Genomic DNA, 17,086 nt, shown 5'->3' with positions numbered 1-17,086 from the left:
ACCGCACTTTTCCCGTCCTCTACGCGCGTCAGGCCGCGCTGGTGTCGGACAGACCCGCCAGACATGCGTCATCCTCCTGTGCGCAGTGCACCGAGCCGTAGGCGCCGGCGCCGATCTCGGCGAAGTTGTGCAGGCTCTCGGTGCCCGGCTCGAAATAGCCGCTGTGCCCCTGGGCGTCGGCCGCCGACAGGATGCGCGCCCCGAACTCCGCGGACACCGGGTCGGCGCCGTGGCCGAGCCCGCCGACCTCCAGATACGGCACGTCCTGGACCCAGTCGTCGGCGTCCCGCATGGCCCACACCCGGGCCGACGTGCGCAGTTGGGAGGCCTTCTCGACGCGCATTCCGGGGCTGCCCGCGACCGCGATGTCGGTGACCCGCGACGGCAGCGCGGGCGCGGCGACCCCGCACACCACGGAGCCGTAGCTGTGGCACAGCAGCGCGACCGTGGACGTACCCGGCAGGGCCCGTACCAGCGCGTTCAGCCGGACCGAGCCCTGCTCGGCGCGGAGCGCGGTGGCCGAGTCCAGGCCGAGGCCGTCGGGCGCGGTGTAGTCGGCCCAGGCGATCACGGCCGTCCGTGTCCCGGGGTTCGCCGCCCGCTCCGCCTTGTACAGCGCCTTGGCCATGCCGACGGGTGCCGAGTACGGGCGGTTGGTGCGCTGGAAGTTCAGGACGTTGGTGTCGACGCCGGGGACGACCACCGAGACGCGGTCGGCCTTGTCGAGGTCGCCGAAGACCTCGGCGGCCCGACCGGCACCGGCGGGGTCGAAGGCGAGGATCTTCCGCCCCTTCTCGGTCAGCATGTCGAAGCGGTGCATCCGGCGGCCCGCCTCGTGCTGGCCGACCGCGGAGAGCCGCTGGTCGTGCATGCGCGCGCGTTCACGCCTGCTCTGCTGCTTCAGCGCGATGCGGTTGGCCTTGTAGCGCAGTTTCACGGGGGCGCCGTTCATGTTGCCGACCGCGAGTGGATAGCGGTGGGCGAGCCGGGAGCGCTGGGCCCCGGTGAGCGAGGCGAAGAAGGCCGCCAGCCGCGCGGGGGACGATTCGGCGTCCGGCAGTTCGCGCCCGTCGATGTGCCCGTGCCGCCAGGCGGAGAGCGACGCCTGCATCGGCGACTCCCCCCGATGGCTGCGGAGCGCGGTCCAGCCGGTGGTCGCCAGCATCACGAAGACCACGGCCAGCGCCAGCAGTGCGCGCCAGACGTTCAATTGCGGGGAGGAGTCGAAGGAAGTCACTGAAAGGACACACTAAGAGAACGGAAGGGTCTCGCGTTGACCAAGTGGCAGGGATCACGTTTCGGGCGCGCCCGTTCCGTACAGTGCGCCGAGAACGTCCTGTTGATGCATTCCGTCGCTTTTCAGTCAGTACGCCACTTTTCGGTCAATGACGGTCGTATGGCGTCCAGATATGACCTGGTCAGCTCATGCATCGTGTCCAGGCTGAGGTTGCCCCGTGTGGCCCACTGGTGTTCGGTGACCCGGATGACCCCGGCGAAGAGGGCCACCGCCACCCGGGGGCGGGGGTCGGCGTCCACATCGAGGCCCTCGCGCTCGGCGATGATCCGCGCCATCTCCTCCGCGACCTCGTCGGAGCGGCGCAGATGGGCCGCGAGCAGCGCGGGCGTCGACTCGATCATGCGGTAGGAGCGCAGATAGAGGTCGACGGGAACGGCCTGCTGCACGGCGTCGCTGATGCTGTCCCAGCCGTCCAGGACGGCGTTGCGCAGCGCCTCCAGCGGGGGCTCATGGGCCGGCCGGGCGCGTACCGCCGCGAGGAAGCGCTCCTGCGCGATGTCGAGGACCGCGAGGGCGGCCTCCTCCTTGCCCGCGAAGTAGCGGAAGAAGGTGCGCTGGGAGACGTCGACGGCCTCGGCGATCTCGTCGACCGTCGTTCCCTCGTACCCCTGTGTCGTGAACAGCTCCAGGGCCGCCCGCATCAGTGCGTCGCGGGTGCGCTGCTTCTTCCGCTCGCGCAGCCCCTGCCGCTCCTGCGGGGTGGCCTCGGCCGCCGTCTCCATGAACCCTCGTCTCCACCCGGACCCGCGCCGAGTGACGTGACAGTTACCGACTTGTGAATTGGTTTGTCAACTGTCAGTGGCTGTCACTAGCCTCGAACGCATGACTAGTCAGACCACTGTCGACAAGACGGGACCGGGGGACAAGGCACCAGTCGTCCCGTCGGACCCGACACCGAACCAGGATCGGGGACTGCGCGGCCATCCCTGGTTCACCCTCCTCACCGTGGCCGTCGGCGTCATGATGGTCGCCCTCGACGGCACCATCGTCCGCGATCGCCAACCCGGCGATCGCGGACGACCTCAAAGCGAGCTTCGCCGACGTCCAGTGGATCACCAACGCGTACTTCCTCGCCCTCGCGGTCACGCTCATCACCGCGGGCAAGCTGGGTGACCGCTTCGGCCACCGGCAGACCTTCCTCATAGGCGTGGTCGGCTTCGCCAGTGCCTCCGGGGCCATCGGCCTGTCGAACTCGGTCGCCTTCGTGGTGACCTTCCGCGCCTTCCAGGGCCTGTTCGGCGCGCTGCTGATGCCGGCCGCGCTCGGCCTGCTCCGTGCCACGTTCCCCGCCGAGAAGCTGAACATGGCGATCGGCATCTGGGGCATGGTCATCGGCGCCTCCACCGCCGGCGGTCCGATCCTCGGCGGCTTCCTCGTGGAGAACGTCAGCTGGCAGTCCGTGTTCTGGATCAACGTCCCGGTCGGCGTCCTCGCCGTGGTCCTGGGCGTCCTGATCCTGCTGGACCACCGCGCGGAGAACGCCCCGCGCTCCTTCGACGTCCTCGGCATAGCCCTGCTGTCGGCGGCGGCCATGTTCTGCCTGGTCTGGGCGCTCATCAAGGCCCCGGAGTGGGGCTGGGGCGACGGCCTGACCTGGACTTTCCTGGCCGCGTCCATCGTCCTGTTCGCCGTCTTCGCCTTCTGGGAGACGAAGGTCGAGGAGCCCCTGATCCCGCTGGCGCTGTTCCGCTCGGTGCCGATGTCCGCCGGTGTCGTCCTGATGGTCCTCATGGCCATCGCCTTCATGGGCGGCCTCTTCTTCGTCACGTTCTATTTGCAGAACGTGCATGGGATGAGCCCCATCGACGCGGGTCTGCACCTCCTCCCGCTCACCGGGATGATGATCGTCGGTTCACCGCTGGCCGGCGCGATGATCACCAAGGCCGGGCCGCGCATCCCGCTGTCCGGCGGCATGGCGCTCACCGCGATCGCCATGTACGGCATGTCGACGCTGGAGACCGACACCGGCAGCGCTGTGATGTCCCTCTGGTTCGCCCTCCTCGGCCTCGGCCTCGCCCCGGTGATGGTCGGCGCCACCGAGGTCATCGTCGGCAACGCGCCCCTGGAGCTGTCCGGTGTCGCCGGTGGCCTCCAGCAGGCCGCGATGCAGATCGGCGGCAGCCTCGGTACGGCCGTGCTGGGCGCCGTGATGACGTCCAAGGTCGACAACGACCTCCCGGGCAACTGGACGAACGCCGGTCTTCCGCCGCTGACCGACACCCAGCTCACCCAGGCCGCGCAGGCGGTTCAGCAGGGCATCGCGCCGGTGCCCGAGGGCACACCGACCGAGATCGCCGCGAAGATCGCCACGGTCGCGCACGACACGTTCATCTCCGGCATGGGGCTCGCCTGCCTGGTCGCCGCCGGTGTCGCCACCGTCGCCGTCTTCGTGGCGTTCCTGACCAAGCGCGGCGAGAACGCGGAGGCGGGCGCCGGGGCGGCGCACATCTGACACCTCCTTCGCTCCATGCGCGGGTTTCGGCCCGCGTTCCCTCATCAGGGTGACAACCCTGAAGATCGCTTCCACCGACACGCGCCGCAGGTCACAGTGGGTCAAGCCCTCCGTACGGCCTACCCGTTCGAAGCGGGGCCCGCGGCGCGCTGCCGGAGGGGGACAGCGCGCCGCGGGCAGGCCGTACGGATTCCACTGTTTCGTCCCCGCCACCGGGGTACTCGTCCATCGAACCCGAACTGACCACCAAGTTCAGGGAGTTGTCGACGATGGCGGGTTTCGGACACAGTTCGCGCAGGCACCCCCGCTCACGTGGCCGGACGTGGTCACGGACCGGGCCGGATCGCGCGACCCTCGGCGTCATAGGAGTCATCTGCGCGATCGCGGGATTCTTCGTCCTGGGCATCATCCTCGGCCCTGTCGCGATCGTCTGCGGCTGGCTGGCCATGAACCGCACCTGGTCCGGCACCCGCCCCGTCCCCGCCCTGACAGCGGTGGTCCTGGGCGCCATAGACACCCTCCTGGCCATCGTCTGGCTGGCAGGAGCAGCCACACCGGGAAGCGGCGTCCTCTGACGCGGCCGGGCCGTCAGCGGTGCTGTTTCGGCACGGTCCCCGCCGCGGAGCGCAGCGCCGCGACCTCCGCCCGCAGCAGCCGAACCTCCTCCGCCAACTCGGCGATCGCGGCGGTCTGCCGCCGCTCCTCCGCATCGTCCTTCTCGAACCGGGCTATGAACCACGCCGCGATGTTCGCGGTCACCACACCCAGCAACGCGATCCCCGCCAGCATCAGCCCGACGGCCAACACCCGCCCCAGCCCGGTCGTCGGCGCGTGATCGCCGTACCCCACGGTCGTCATCGTCGTGAACGACCACCACACCGCGTCGCCCAGCGTGTGGATGTTCCCGTTCGGCGAGTCCCGCTCCACGGACAGCACCGCCAGCGACCCGAACATCAACAGCCCGATCACCGACCCGCCGACATACGTCGTGAGCCTTATCTGCGACGCCATCCGCGCCCGCTGGCCGACCAGCAGCAGCGTCGCCACCAGCCGCAGCAACCGCAGCTGTTGGAGCATCGGCAGCACCACCGCGCACAGGTCCAGCCACCGTCTCCGTACGAACTCCCGCCGGTCCTCGGCGAGGACGAGCCGGACGACGTAGTCGAGCGCGAACGCGCCCCACACCCCCCACTCGACGACCTCGCACCACCGCTTCACGTCCGCGTCGGCGTCGGGCCACACGATCGGCACGGCGTATGCGACGGCGAACGCCGCGGCCAGCCCGAACAACGGTCGCTCCGTGAGCTCTTCCCAACGGGCCCGCCCCGAGCCCGATCGCAGCTTCATGGCCGCATCGTAGAAAACGTGAAGGGGTGGTGAACCCGGAGATTCACCACCCCTTGACACCGACAAGCGTGTTATGCGGCGGTCTGTACCGCTGTCAACACAACACCGCTGTCAACACAACGCTTACGCGTCGCCGCCCGCGGCACCCGGGTCGGCCGCCGCCACATCGAGCAGCCGGTACCGGTCGATGGCCTGCTTCAGCACCGAGCGGTCGAGCTTGCCCTCGCGGGCCAGCTCCGTCAGCACCGCGACCACGATCGACTGGGCGTCGATGTGGAAGAAGCGCCGGGCCGCGCCCCGGGTGTCGGCGAAGCCGAAGCCGTCCGCGCCGAGCGACTGGTACGTGCCCGGCACCCACCGCGAGATCTGGTCCGGCACCGACCGCATCCAGTCGGAGACGGCCACGAACGGCCCCTCCGCGCCGCTCAGCTTCCTCGTCACATACGGGACGCCCTGCTCCTCCTCGGGGTGCAGCAGGTTGTACCGCTCCACCTCGACCGCCTCGCGGCGCAGCTCGTTCCAGGAGGTCGCCGACCAGACATCCGCCCTGACGTTCCACTCGGCGGCGAGGATCCGCTGCGCCTCGACCGCCCACGGCACCGCGACACCGGAGGCGATGATCTGCGCCGGGATCGAGCCCGACTCGCCGGCGCTGAAGCGGTAGATGCCCTTGAGGATGCCCTCGACGTCCACGTTCTCCGGCTCGGCCGGGTGCTGGATGGGCTCGTTGTAGACGGTGAGGTAGTAGAAGACGTCCTCGCCCGGCTTGCCGTCGGCGGTCTCGCCGTACATCCGGCGCAGACCGTCCTTCACGATGTGCGCGATCTCGTACCCGAACGCCGGGTCGTACGCGACACAGCCCGGGTTGGTGGACGCCAGCAGCTGCGAGTGGCCGTCGGCGTGCTGCAGCCCCTCACCGGTCAGCGTCGTACGACCGGCGGTCGCGCCCAGGACGAAACCGCGCGCCAGCTGGTCGGACATCTGCCAGAACTGGTCGCCGGTGCGCTGGAAACCGAACATCGAGTAGAAGACGTAGACCGGGATCAGCGGCTCGCCGTGCGTCGCGTACGCCGAACCGGCGGCGATCAGCGAGGCCGTGCAGCCGGCCTCCGAGATGCCGTCGTGCAGCATCTGGCCCGTCGGCGACTCCTTGTACGCGAGCAGCAGATCGCGGTCCACCGCCTCGTACTGCTGGCCGAGCGGGTTGTAAATCTTCGCGCTCGGGAAGAACGAGTCCATGCCGAAGGTGCGGTACTCGTCCGGCGCGATCAGCACGAACCGCTTGCCGATCTCTTTGTCCCGCATGAGGTCCTTCAGCAGCCGTACGAACGCCATGGTGGTGGCGATCGACTGCTGACCGGAGCCCTTCTTCACACCCGCGTACGTCTTGTCGTCCGGCAGCGCGAGCGGCTTGGCGCGCACGACACGTGTGGGGACGTAACCGCCGAGCGACTTCCGGCGGTCGTGCATGTACTGGATCTCCTCCGAGTTCCGCCCGGGGTGGTAGTACGGCGGCAGGCCGGACTCCAGCTCCTTGTCGGAGATCGGCAGGTGGAGGCGGTCGCGGAAGCCCTTGAGGTCGGCGACCGTCAGCTTCTTCATCTGGTGCGTGGCGTTGCGGCCCTCGAAGTTGGGACCCAGCGTCCAGCCCTTGATCGTCTTGGCCAGGATGACCGTCGGCTGGCCCTTGTGCTCCACGGCCGCCTTGTACGCCGCGTAGATCTTGCGGTGGTCGTGACCGCCGCGGCCCAGGTGCAGGATCTGGTCGTCGGTCATGTTCTCGACCATCGCGCGCAGTCGGTGGTCGTCACCGAAGAAGTGGTCGCGGATGTAAGCGCCGGTCTCGGTGGCGTACGTCTGGAACTGGCCGTCCGGCGTGATGTTCATCTTGTTGACCAGCACACCGTCGCGGTCCTGGGCGAGCAGCGGGTCCCAGGTGCGGTCCCAGACCAGCTTGATCACGTTCCAGCCGGCGCCCCGGAAGACCGACTCCAGTTCCTGGATGACCTTGCCGTTGCCGCGCACCGGGCCGTCGAGGCGCTGGAGGTTGCAGTTCACGACGAACGTGAGGTTGTCGAGGCCCTCGCGGGCGGCGAGCGTGAGCTGGCCCAGCGACTCCGGCTCGTCCATCTCGCCGTCGCCGAGGAACGCCCACACATGCGACTTGGAGGTGTCCGCGATGCCCCGCGCCTCCATGTACCGGTTCATGCGCGCCTGGAAGATCGCGCCCAGCGGGCCGAGGCCCATGGACACGGTCGGGAACTCCCAGAAGTCCGGCATCAGCCGCGGGTGCGGATAGCTGGACAGACCGTTGGGCGCCTTCGACTTCTCCTGGCGGAAGGCGTCGAGCTGGGGCTCGCCGAGCCGGTCGAGGAGGAACGCGCGGGCGTAGATGCCCGGGGAGGCGTGCCCCTGGAAGAAGATCTGGTCGCCGCCGTCGCCCTCCTCCTTGCCCCGGAAGAAGTGGTTGAAGCCCACGTCGTAGAGGGAGGCGGAGGAGGCGAAGGTCGCGATGTGTCCGCCGACGCCGATGCCGGGCCGCTGGGCGCGCGACACCATGACGGCGGCGTTCCACCGGGTCGCGTTGAGGATCTTCCGTTCGATCTCCTCGTTGCCCGGGAAGAACGGCTCGTCCTTGGTGGCGATCGTGTTGACGTAGTCCGTGCTGCGCATCTCGGGCACGGCCACGCGCTTCTCGCGGGCTCGCTCGATGAGCCGGAGCATCAGGTAGCGCGCGCGCTCACGGCCGCGCTGGTCCACGGCGGCGTCGAGCGAGTCGAGCCACTCCTGGGTCTCCTCGGGGTCGAAGTCAGGGACCTGACTCGGAAGGCCGCCAATGATGATCGGATTGCGATCGGATCCGGAAGCCACGCTGTTCCTTAGCTGTCAGAGGGCCACTCTTCATGGGTTCTTATGGGTGCCTGCACCGTTCCCCATCGTGTACCTCGGGCGCGTCTACGTCACCTCTACTGAGAGGTAACGGGGACGGTGGCTTGCGGGATAAAGGTAGTAAAGCCGTTCGGCTATCGTGCTCCCGGATGGTTGCGGAATGTGCAAATCGGGCATATCGGTGTGGCGTGCGTCACCTGGAGCTGTGAATCCACGCAGGGAGTTGCGGTGACACAGCCCGGATCGTCACCGTTTCGGCGGTCTCCGAGGCTGGGTACTTGCGCGATCCGTCCCGCCCGTGTGGACTACGGCCAACGCTTCGCGTACGCGCGTGGCTGATTCCCCGGGGGCAACCCCACCCGAACATGATCAGGAGGCAACCCGTGAGCGCGACCGCGGACCACGCGGAGGAGCGGACGAACCCTGCCGTGAGGCTGGGGTTCCAGCCCGAGCAGGTGGTCCAGGAGATCGGCTACGACGACGATGTCGACCAGGAGCTCCGCGAGGCCATCGAGGAAGTCATCGGCAGCGATCTCGTCGATGAGGAGTACGACGACGTGGCCGATGCCGTCGTGCTGTGGTTCCGCGACGAGGACGGCGATCTGACCGATGTGCTGGTGGACGCCACCACGTACATCGAGGAGGGTGGCTCGATCCTGCTGCTGACGCCCAAGACCGGGCGGGACGGCTATGTGGAGCCCAGTGACATCTCGGAAGCCGCGACGACTGCGGGGTTGTCCGCGTCGAAGAGCGTCAGCGTCGGCAAGGACTGGAGTGGGAGCCGGTTGGTGACGCCGAAGGCGGCCAAGTCCGGCGGCGGCAAGAGGTGAACCCGGCCCTTCGGGGCGGCCTGTCCGCCTGAGAGCCCGCGCCCCTGGAGGGTGCCCTTCGGGGCCACCTTCCAGGGGTGTTCTGTCTGCTGCGTAGGCTGGGCCCCCCGAACAGTCCATGAAGGGACGCAGGAGAATCATGGCGATCCAGGTCGGCGACAAGGCCCCCGACTTCGAGCTCAAGGACAACCACGGTGCCACGGTGAAGCTCTCGGACTTCCGGGGGGAGAAGAACGTGGTGCTGTTGTTCTATCCGTTCGCGTTCACCGGGGTGTGCACCGGGGAGCTGTGCGAGCTGCGGGACAACCTGCCGAAGTTCGTCAACGACGACGTGCAGCTGCTGGCCGTCTCGAACGACTCCATCCACACGCTGCGCGTCTTCGCCGAGCAGGAGAGCCTCGAGTACCCGCTGCTGTCGGACTTCTGGCCGCACGGCGAGGTCAGCCGCGCCTACGGCGTGTTCGACGCGGACAAGGGCTGCGCGGTGCGCGGCACGTTCATCATCGACAAGGAGGGCGTGGTCCGCTGGACGGTCGTCAACGCCCTGCCGGACGCCCGTGACCTGAACGAGTACGTCGCCGCCCTCGACACCCTGTGATTTGTCGGCGCCAAGGCCTGCGGCGAACGGGAACCCGTCACTAGGATCGACTCGTTGATCCGATACCAACGCACGACGGGGCTCCCCGCCCCTGAAACCAAAGGGAGGACTCGTGGGAGTCAGCCTCAGCAAGGGCGGCAACGTATCGCTGACCAAGGAGGCTCCGGGCCTGACCGCGGTCATCGTCGGTCTGGGGTGGGACGTCCGCACCACGACCGGCACCGACTTCGACCTGGACGCCAGTGCCCTGCTGCTGGACGGCACGGGCAAGGTCGGCACCGACGCCAACTTCGTCTTCTTCAACAACCTCAAGAGCCCGGACGGTTCGGTCGAACACACCGGTGACAACCTCACCGGTGAGGGCGAGGGCGACGACGAGCAGATCAAGGTCGACCTCGCCGCCGTCCCGCCCCAGATCGAGAAGATCGTCTTCCCGGTCTCGATCTACGACGCCGAGAACCGCCAGCAGTCCTTCGGCCAGGTCCGCAACGCGTTCATCCGCGTGGTGAACCAGGCCGGCGGCGCCGAGATCGCCCGGTACGACCTCTCCGAGGACGCCTCGACCGAGACCGCCATGGTCTTCGGCGAGCTGTACCGGCACGGCGCCGAATGGAAGTTCCGCGCCATCGGCCAGGGCTACGCCTCGGGCCTGCGCGGCATCGCCCAGGACTTCGGTGTGAACGTCTGAGTCATACCCTGACGGGCCGAAGAGCCCCCCGCCCGGGAAACCGGTCGGGGGGCTCTTCGTTTGCCCGTGGTCGGTCCGAATCCGGGCCCATGTCTGTTTCGCACAGAGGGATTTCCCCATGCGTCGAGCGAGGTACTGCAACTTTGAAGTGTCCGTCCCTGGGCTCCCCACTCGACCACCCCCCACAAGCAACGGAGTAGATGACCATGTCAGGCATGCCCGACTTATCGGGTGAGGACTCCGCGGACACCTTCCCCACCGTCCTGATGGACGACGAGGCGCTCGACGAGTTCCTGGCCGCCGCCGTCGGCGAGTACCAGCTCATCACCCCCGAACCCCCGCTGCCCTGCTTCGCGCTCCTGCTCGGCAGCGCCGAGCACCCTGGGCCCGGGCACACCACCCTCCACGTCGAACGGGTGGCCTTCGGCCGCAACGCGCGCAGGACGGATCCGGCGGCCCTGCTGGAGTTCAGTGAGACGATCGTGCCGCGCTTCGGAGCCGCGTACGAGAACGAGCACCGCGCCTGGTGGATCGACTCCGGAGATCTGCTCAAGGCCTCCCGGGAGGCCGACGCCCTCGGCCTCGAACTGCTCGGCTCCATCCATATGCACCCCGACTGGCACCGCCTCGGCCCGCCACGGGAACGCGGCCTCGTGCTGAGCGAGCGGCCCACCCCCATGGACAGACATGTGTTCGGTCAAACGGGGTGGCCACTCAACATCATCTGCTACCTGGAACGCCGCGGCGACGTCTTCTACCACGCGCTCGCGGCCTGGGCTCCCGGCGGCGGCACCGAACTTCCCCTGCGTATCCGCACCCGAACCACGACGGGAGTCTGACGACGATGGCGAACACCCACGACGACGCACAGATCCACGCCCTCTGGGAGACCATGGCCCGGGGCTGGGCGGAAGGCGACGCGGCGCTCTTCGCGTCGGTCTTCGCGCCGGACTGCGACTTCACGACCGTACGCGGGGAGAAACCGGCCGGCCGTAAGGGCATCGAGGCCGGCCACGCCGAACTGTTCCGCACCCGGTACGCCTCGACCCGTCTGACCGCCCGGGTCCGGTCCGTACGGCACCCGCGCCCGGACCTGGCGACGGTCGACGCCGCGTCCACGATCAGCGCTCCGGACGGCACGGAACTGGCCACCACCGACGCCCTGGCGGTCGTCGAACGCGACACGAACGGCACCTGGACGATCATCGCCTTCCACAACATGGTCCCGGCCGCCCCGAAGGAGTCCCCGAAGGGACAGGAGTCCCCGCTCGCACAGGAGTCCCCGCTCGCACAGGAGGCCGCGAGCGCGCCGGAGACGCCGGCCGCGTCGAAGCCCGCCGGTGGCGTCCGGCGTCCCGCGCTGCGGCATCTGGCGATCGTCGCCCGGGATCCGGAGCGGATGGCCGACTTCTACTCCACGGTGTTCTCCATGCGGCTCTTCCACCGGGACCCCGACGGCAGTTGCTTCCTCTCCGACGGGTATCTGAGCCTCGCTCTCATCAAGCACAGGCTGGACGGCGACACCCCGACCGGTGTGAATCACTTCGGTTTTCACATCGAGGACACCGCGGCCACCACGGAAGCGCTGGTGGCGGCGGGCACTCCGAAGCCCGCCGAACGGTTCACCGACCGCCCGTTCGCCGAGTACCGGGCCATGGACCCCGAGGGCAACTGGTTCGACCTCTCCGAGCACGGCTACGGAGGCCCGGCTCCCTGGTGACCCCGACCGGCGTCGTTCCCCCGCGTGTCACCTGACCGGAGGTATGGTCGGCGGTGGACGCGGGGGAGTACCGGTGGAACAACAGCGCTCGGCCCTTCCCCATGGCCGTTGATTGCGACATTCGTTCGGCGCCGCACCGTTTACGGGCGGCGCCGGACGTGTAGGACAACCGCAGATGTTTCACCCCAGGGGAGGACCAGCACCATGGGCGTCACGCTTGCCAAGGGAGGCAATGTCTCCCTCTCCAAGGCCGCACCGAACCTCACCCAGGTGATGGTCGGGCTCGGCTGGGACGTCCGGACCACCACCGGCGCCCCCTTCGACCTGGACGCCAGCGCGCTGCTGTGCCAGGGCGGGCGGGTGCTGGGGGACGAGTGGTTCGTGTTCTACAACCAGCTCAAGAGCCCGGACGGCTCGGTCGAGCACACCGGGGACAACCTGACGGGTGAGGGCGACGGTGACGACGAGTCGCTGATCATCGACCTCTCCAAGGTGCCGGCCCAGTGCGACAAGATCGTCTTCCCGGTCTCCATCCATGACGCGGACAACCGCGGCCAGACGTTCGGCCAGGTCAGCAACGCCTTCATCCGCGTCGTCAACCAGGCCGACGGCCAGGAACTCGCCCGCTACGACCTCTCCGAGGACGCCTCCACCGAGACCGCGATGATCTTCGGCGAGGTCTATCGCTATGGCGGGGAGTGGAAGTTCCGAGCGGTCGGACAGGGGTACGCGTCCGGTCTGCGCGGCATCGCACTGGACTTCGGTGTGAACGTGTCGTAGCGCATCCCGTCGCGCAATATGCGCAAAAGCAGGGGCCGCATGGGGTGCGCGGGGCACCCGACTAGACTTCGGATTCAAAGTTTCGTAAAGCCGCGCGTGGCGCGGGGGAGCCCCGTACTAACACGATTGGGTAGCCAGTGGTTCTGAAAACCTTCGGCTGGTCGTTCGCGGTCACCGCGCTCGGCTTGGTCGCAGCGGTTCTGTTCGGAGGATGGACGGCCTTCGGCATCGTGGCCATCCTCTCCATCCTCGAGATCTCGCTGTCCTTCGACAACGCGGTGGTCAACGCCGGGATCCTGAAGAAGATGAACGCCTTCTGGCAGAAGATCTTCCTCACCGTCGGCATCCTCATCGCCGTCTTCGGCATGCGGCTGGTCTTCCCCGTCGTCATCGTCGCCATCAGCGCCCAGCTGGGCCCGATCGAGGCCGTCGACCTCGCGCTCAGCGACAAGGACCGCTACCAGGAGCTGGTGACCGACGCCCACCCGGCGATCGCCGCCTTCGGCGGCATGTTCCTGCTGATGATCTTCCTGGACTTCGTCTTCGAGGACCGGGAGATCAAGTGGCTCGCCTGGCTGGAGCGCCCGCTGGCCAAACTCGGCAAGGTCGACATGCTGTCGGCCTGTATCGCGATGGTCGTCCTGCTCATCACCTCGATGACCTTCGCGACCAACGCCCACCAGCACGGCGGCGCCCACGTCGACAAGGCCCAGACGGTCCTGATCTCCGGCCTCGCCGGTCTGATCACCTATCTCGTCGTCGGCGGCCTCTCCGGCTACTTCGAGGACAAGCTGGAGGAAGAGGAGGAGCGTGAGCACGAGGAGGAGGAAGAGGCCGAACGCAGCGGCAAGCCGCGATCGGCCGTCGCCCTGGCCGGCCAGGCCGCGTTCTTCATGTTCCTCTACCTGGAGGTCCTGGACGCCTCCTTCTCCTTCGACGGTGTCATCGGCGCCTTCGCCATCACCAACGACATCGTCCTGATGGCCCTCGGCCTCGGCATCGGCGCCATGTACGTCCGGTCCCTCACCGTCTACCTGGTCCGCCAGGGCACCCTCGACGACTACGTCTACCTGGAGCACGGCGCCCACTACGCCATCGGCGCCCTCGCCGCGATCCTCCTCGTCACCATCCAGTACGAGATCAACGAGATCATCACCGGCCTCATCGGCGTCGTCCTGATCGGCGCCTCCTTCTGGTCCTCCGTCCGCCGCAACAAGGCGCTGGAGGCCGAGGCGGGAAAAGCTGACTCCGCCGAGAAGGCGGAGGTCTCCTCCGGGGTCTGACCCGGAAACCCCGTAGGGCGGCGCCCGGGCCGGTGTGACCGGTTCCGGAGTGTGACGGCCCCACGGGTGAGGGAACGCTCTCAGCGGGGCGGTCGACGAGGACACCGTCGGCCGCCCCGCGGCGGTTGACGCGACGACGGACACGGCAGGTGTGGGGCGGGCATGGGTTTCCTGGACAACCTCTTCGGCGGGCGGGCCTCGGAGTTCGACGCGGGCAACGCCGCGACCAATGCGATCGAGCTGACCAAACGGCACCAGAAGGTGTCGCTCAGCAAGCAGAACGCCGCGGTGGGACATCTGCGGGTCAATCTCTCCTGGCGGATGCGGACGTCCGACATCGGCGGGCCCAAACGGCAGAGTGTGCTGCGGCATCCCTTCCAGGCGCTGCGGCCGGAGCCCGTGCAGGCGCACAGCCAGAGCATGGTCAACGTCGACCTCGACCTCGGCTGCCTGTACGAGCTGGCCGACGGGACCAAGGGCGTCGTCCAGCCACTGGGCGGCTTCCTCGGCGACATCAACGACCCGCCGTACATGCGGCTCAGCGGCGACGACCGGTTCGGGTCGGGGTCCGGCGAGACGATGTACATCAACCTCGACCACCGGGACGACCTCAAGCGGCTGCTCGTCTTCGTCTACATCTACGACCAGACGCCGGCGTTCGACCGTACGCACGCCGTCGTCACGCTGTACCCCAGCAACGGGCCGCGGATCGAGATACCGCTGGACGAGCGGCACTCGCAGGCGCGGTCCTGTGCGGTGGTGATGATCGAGAACGTCAAGGGGGAGATCATCGTGCGCCGGGAAGTGAAGTTCGTCTACGGGTTCCAGTCGGAGCTCGACCGGTTGTACGGGTGGGGGTTGCAGTGGGGGCGGGGATACAAGAGCAAGGCGGAACGCTGAGCCTCGTCCGGTTCCCCGAGCCCCTGAAAGACCACCTGCCCCCCGGTTACCAGCCCCTCAGCGGCCGATGAACTGCGGGCCCTGCGGGGGCAGGCGGAAGTTCGGGTCCAGGGCCGGGGCCGCTGTCGGCTGGTGGGGGTAGCCGTAGGCCGGGGCCGCCGTGGTCGCGGGGGTGGGGTGCGGGTAGCCGTAAGCCGGCTGGGCCGGCGGTTGCGTGGGGGCGGCCGGGGGATAGCCGTACGCGGGCTGGGACGGGACGCCGGGGGCGGGCTGCTCCGGGGGGAGGGGAGCCGATGGTTCCGGGGTCGGGGGCGTGGGCGGGGCGGCTGCCGCTTCCGACTCGTCGACCGAGATGCCGTAGACGGTGGCCAGGCCCTGGAGGCCGTTGGTGTAGCCCTCGCCCAGGGCGCGGAACTTCCAGCCGCCGCCCCGGCGGTAGAGCTCGCCGCAGATGAGGGCCGTCTCCTCGCCGGTCTCGGGCTTGATCTCGAAGTAGGCCAGCGGTTCGGAGTCGGGGACCGTGGCGTCGTAGAGGAGGACGCACAGGGAACGTACGCGGTCGAAGGTGACGTCGTCGGCGGAGGCCACGATGAGAATCTGGCTGACGGCGGACTCGACACCGGCCAGGTCGGTCTGGATGGTGTCGGTGAGGCCTTCGGCCACGCGCTTCTGGCCGAGACGCCACACCTTGCCGGAGGGGTGGCGCGGCTGGTTGTAGAAGACGAAGTCCTCGTCGGACCGTACGCGTCCGTCGGGGCCGAGGAGCAGCGCCGAGGCGTCGACCACCGGGGCGCCCTGCCCGGGGGCCCAGCGCAGCACGGCGCGCACCGCCGTGGCTTCGATCGGGACGTTCGACCCCTTCAGCATCGCGTGCGTCATGCGGTCATCCTGCCTTCTCGGTCCTGATCACGACAACGCGGGGGCGACGAAGCGTCGGATGAAGTCGGATGAAACCGTCGTATGCCTGCCATGGCCGGGTTACCAGAACTTCACGCCCGGCGGGAACTGATGACACACCTTTGTACGTACTATTACCGGCCACGTTCACGGTCGGCCGTCCAGCAGTCACGGGGATTCCTATGCGTCATTTCGGGCACCTCGCCCCCGAGGAGCGCCAGCGCCTCTTCCACCGGGAGCCGGTCGAGTTCCACTCGGACTCCCCGGCCCGCGTGCTCGCCGTCGCCCTCGGTGCCACGCTGTACAGCCCCGCCACCCGGGAGCGGCTGGCCGACGACATCGTCAAGCAGGCCGGGCGCGGAGTGGTCTCCATGGTGCTCTGCCTGGAGGATTCGATCGACGACGCGGAGGTCGTGGGCGCCGAGGAGAACCTGGTCAGGCAGTTCACCGACCTCGCCGGGCGACCGGACGTCGAGCTTCCGCTGCTGTTCATAAGGGTCCGTCTCCCCGAGCAGATACCCGACCTCGTACGGCGCCTCGGCCCCACCGTACGGCTGCTGTCCGGATTCGTACTGCCGAAGTTCACCGAGGAGCGCGGTGTCGCGTTCCTGGAGGCGCTGACCGCCGCCGAGTCGGCGAGCGGGCGGCGGCTCTTCGCGATGCCGGTGCTGGAGTCGCCGGAGCTGATGTACAGGGAGACGCGTGTAGATGCCCTCCAGGGCATCGCCCACACCGTCGACAAGTACCGCGACCGCGTTCTCGCGCTGCGCCTCGGTGTCACCGACTTCTGCTCCTCGTACGCGCTGCGCCGGGCGCCCGACATGACGGCGTACGACGTCCAGATCGTCGCCTCGGTGATCGCGGACGTGGTGAACGTGCTGGGGCGGGCCGACGGCACCGGGTTCACCGTCACCGGGCCGGTGTGGGAGTACTTCCGGGTCCAGGAGCGCATGTTCAAGCCGCAGCTGCGGACCAGCCCCTTCGTGGCGAACCGGGCCGCGGATCTGCGCGAGGCGCTCATCGAGCACGCCCTCGACGGTCTGCTCCGCGAGATCTCCCTCGACCACGCCAACGGGCTCCTCGGCAAGACCTGCATCCACCCCTCGCACGTCCTGCCGGTGCACGCGCTGTCCGTGGTCAGCCATGAGGAGTTCGGCGACGCCCAGGACATCCTGCGGCCCGAGCGCAACGGCGGCGGGGTCCTGCGCTCCGCCTCCCGCAACAAGATGAACGAGGTCAAGCCGCACCGCGCCTGGGCCGAAAGGGTTCTGCAGCGCGCCGAGGTGTTCGGTGTGGCGAGGGAGGACATCGGGTTCGTGGACCTGCTGGCCGCCGGTCTGCCCGACTGAGAGACGACTGGGACCCGGTGGAGAGCCGGTGAGATCCGGTTCGAGATCCGGTTCGT

Annotated in this window: 15 protein-coding genes and 1 pseudogene; 11 read left to right on the top strand and 5 right to left on the bottom strand. The window is 68.5% G+C overall.

Annotated elements, in window-relative coordinates:
• Nucleotides 1-28: 28 nt before the first annotated feature.
• Together STRIP9103_RS39355 and STRIP9103_RS39350 are read right to left on the bottom strand one after the other, a co-directional pair.
• Nucleotides 29-1,237, bottom strand: a complete 1,209-nt coding sequence (locus STRIP9103_RS39355; protein WP_009337271.1) for an alpha/beta hydrolase — start codon at nt 1,235-1,237, stop codon at nt 29-31.
• A 122-nt stretch (nt 1,238-1,359) separates the two neighbouring features.
• Entirely contained in the window at nt 1,360-2,019 is a 660-nt protein-coding gene (locus tag STRIP9103_RS39350) for a TetR/AcrR family transcriptional regulator (protein WP_009337208.1), read from the bottom strand.
• Nucleotides 2,020-2,119: 100 nt separating this feature from the next.
• Between STRIP9103_RS39350 and STRIP9103_RS39345 the strand changes: the two are divergent.
• Both STRIP9103_RS39345 and STRIP9103_RS39340 read left to right on the top strand, forming a co-directional pair.
• A pseudogene (locus STRIP9103_RS39345) lies at nt 2,120-3,749 on the top strand (MFS transporter).
• 269 nt (nt 3,750-4,018) lie between these two features.
• Nucleotides 4,019-4,324: a hypothetical protein gene (locus STRIP9103_RS39340; protein WP_009337253.1), complete on the top strand. Its 306-nt coding sequence runs from the start codon at nt 4,019-4,021 to the stop codon at nt 4,322-4,324.
• 13 nt (nt 4,325-4,337) lie between these two features.
• On the opposite strand, the gene STRIP9103_RS39335 is transcribed toward STRIP9103_RS39340, so the two are convergent.
• Together STRIP9103_RS39335 and aceE are read right to left on the bottom strand one after the other, a co-directional pair.
• Complete coding sequence (locus STRIP9103_RS39335) at nt 4,338-5,096, bottom strand: potassium channel family protein (protein WP_048821813.1); 759 nt, start codon at nt 5,094-5,096, stop codon at nt 4,338-4,340.
• Between the two features lie 123 nt (nt 5,097-5,219).
• Nucleotides 5,220-7,967 (bottom strand): pyruvate dehydrogenase (acetyl-transferring), homodimeric type, encoded by a 2,748-nt coding sequence (gene aceE, locus STRIP9103_RS39330; RefSeq protein WP_009337220.1) that lies wholly within the window; start codon nt 7,965-7,967, stop codon nt 5,220-5,222.
• Nucleotides 7,968-8,368: 401 nt separating this feature from the next.
• Here aceE and STRIP9103_RS39325 point away from each other — a divergent pair, with 401 nt between their 5' ends.
• The 8 genes from STRIP9103_RS39325 (at nt 8,369) to STRIP9103_RS39290 (ending at nt 14,784) form a co-directional block, all read left to right on the top strand.
• Nucleotides 8,369-8,815, top strand: a complete 447-nt coding sequence (locus STRIP9103_RS39325; RefSeq protein WP_009337216.1) for a DUF3052 domain-containing protein — start codon at nt 8,369-8,371, stop codon at nt 8,813-8,815.
• 139 nt (nt 8,816-8,954) lie between these two features.
• On the top strand, nt 8,955-9,413 hold the full coding sequence (locus STRIP9103_RS39320; RefSeq protein WP_009337272.1) for a peroxiredoxin: 459 nt from the start codon (nt 8,955-8,957) through the stop codon (nt 9,411-9,413).
• Nucleotides 9,414-9,525: 112 nt separating this feature from the next.
• Nucleotides 9,526-10,101 (top strand): TerD family protein, encoded by a 576-nt coding sequence (locus STRIP9103_RS39315; protein ID WP_009337254.1) that lies wholly within the window; start codon nt 9,526-9,528, stop codon nt 10,099-10,101.
• A 215-nt stretch (nt 10,102-10,316) separates the two neighbouring features.
• Nucleotides 10,317-10,940, top strand: coding sequence for an MPN domain-containing protein (locus STRIP9103_RS39310; protein WP_100244103.1), 624 nt, complete (start codon nt 10,317-10,319; stop codon nt 10,938-10,940).
• Nucleotides 10,941-10,945: 5 nt separating this feature from the next.
• Nucleotides 10,946-11,821, top strand: coding sequence for an SgcJ/EcaC family oxidoreductase (locus STRIP9103_RS39305; RefSeq protein ID WP_009337247.1), 876 nt, complete (start codon nt 10,946-10,948; stop codon nt 11,819-11,821).
• 204 nt (nt 11,822-12,025) lie between these two features.
• Entirely contained in the window at nt 12,026-12,601 is a 576-nt protein-coding gene (locus STRIP9103_RS39300; protein ID WP_009337240.1) for a TerD family protein, read from the top strand.
• Between the two features lie 137 nt (nt 12,602-12,738).
• Entirely contained in the window at nt 12,739-13,884 is a 1,146-nt protein-coding gene (locus tag STRIP9103_RS39295; protein ID WP_009337283.1) for a DUF475 domain-containing protein, read from the top strand.
• Nucleotides 13,885-14,046: 162 nt separating this feature from the next.
• Nucleotides 14,047-14,784, top strand: a complete 738-nt coding sequence (locus STRIP9103_RS39290) for a TerD family protein (protein ID WP_009337267.1) — start codon at nt 14,047-14,049, stop codon at nt 14,782-14,784.
• Nucleotides 14,785-14,841: 57 nt separating this feature from the next.
• Here STRIP9103_RS39290 and STRIP9103_RS39285 read toward each other — a convergent pair whose 3' ends face one another.
• The gene (locus tag STRIP9103_RS39285) at nt 14,842-15,663 is read right to left on the bottom strand and encodes a TerD family protein (RefSeq protein ID WP_009337274.1); all 822 of its coding nucleotides are present in this window, start codon (nt 15,661-15,663) and stop codon (nt 14,842-14,844) included.
• Nucleotides 15,664-15,863: 200 nt separating this feature from the next.
• Between STRIP9103_RS39285 and STRIP9103_RS39280 the strand changes: the two genes are divergently transcribed.
• Nucleotides 15,864-17,030: an HpcH/HpaI aldolase/citrate lyase family protein gene (locus STRIP9103_RS39280; RefSeq protein WP_009337244.1), complete on the top strand. Its 1,167-nt coding sequence runs from the start codon at nt 15,864-15,866 to the stop codon at nt 17,028-17,030.
• The last annotated feature ends 56 nt before the right edge of the window (nt 17,031-17,086 follow it).

This window comes from Streptomyces ipomoeae 91-03 (assembly GCF_000317595.1).
GTDB lineage: Bacteria > Actinomycetota > Actinomycetes > Streptomycetales > Streptomycetaceae > Streptomyces > Streptomyces ipomoeae.
This window is presented reverse-complemented; position numbering and strand designations above follow the sequence as displayed.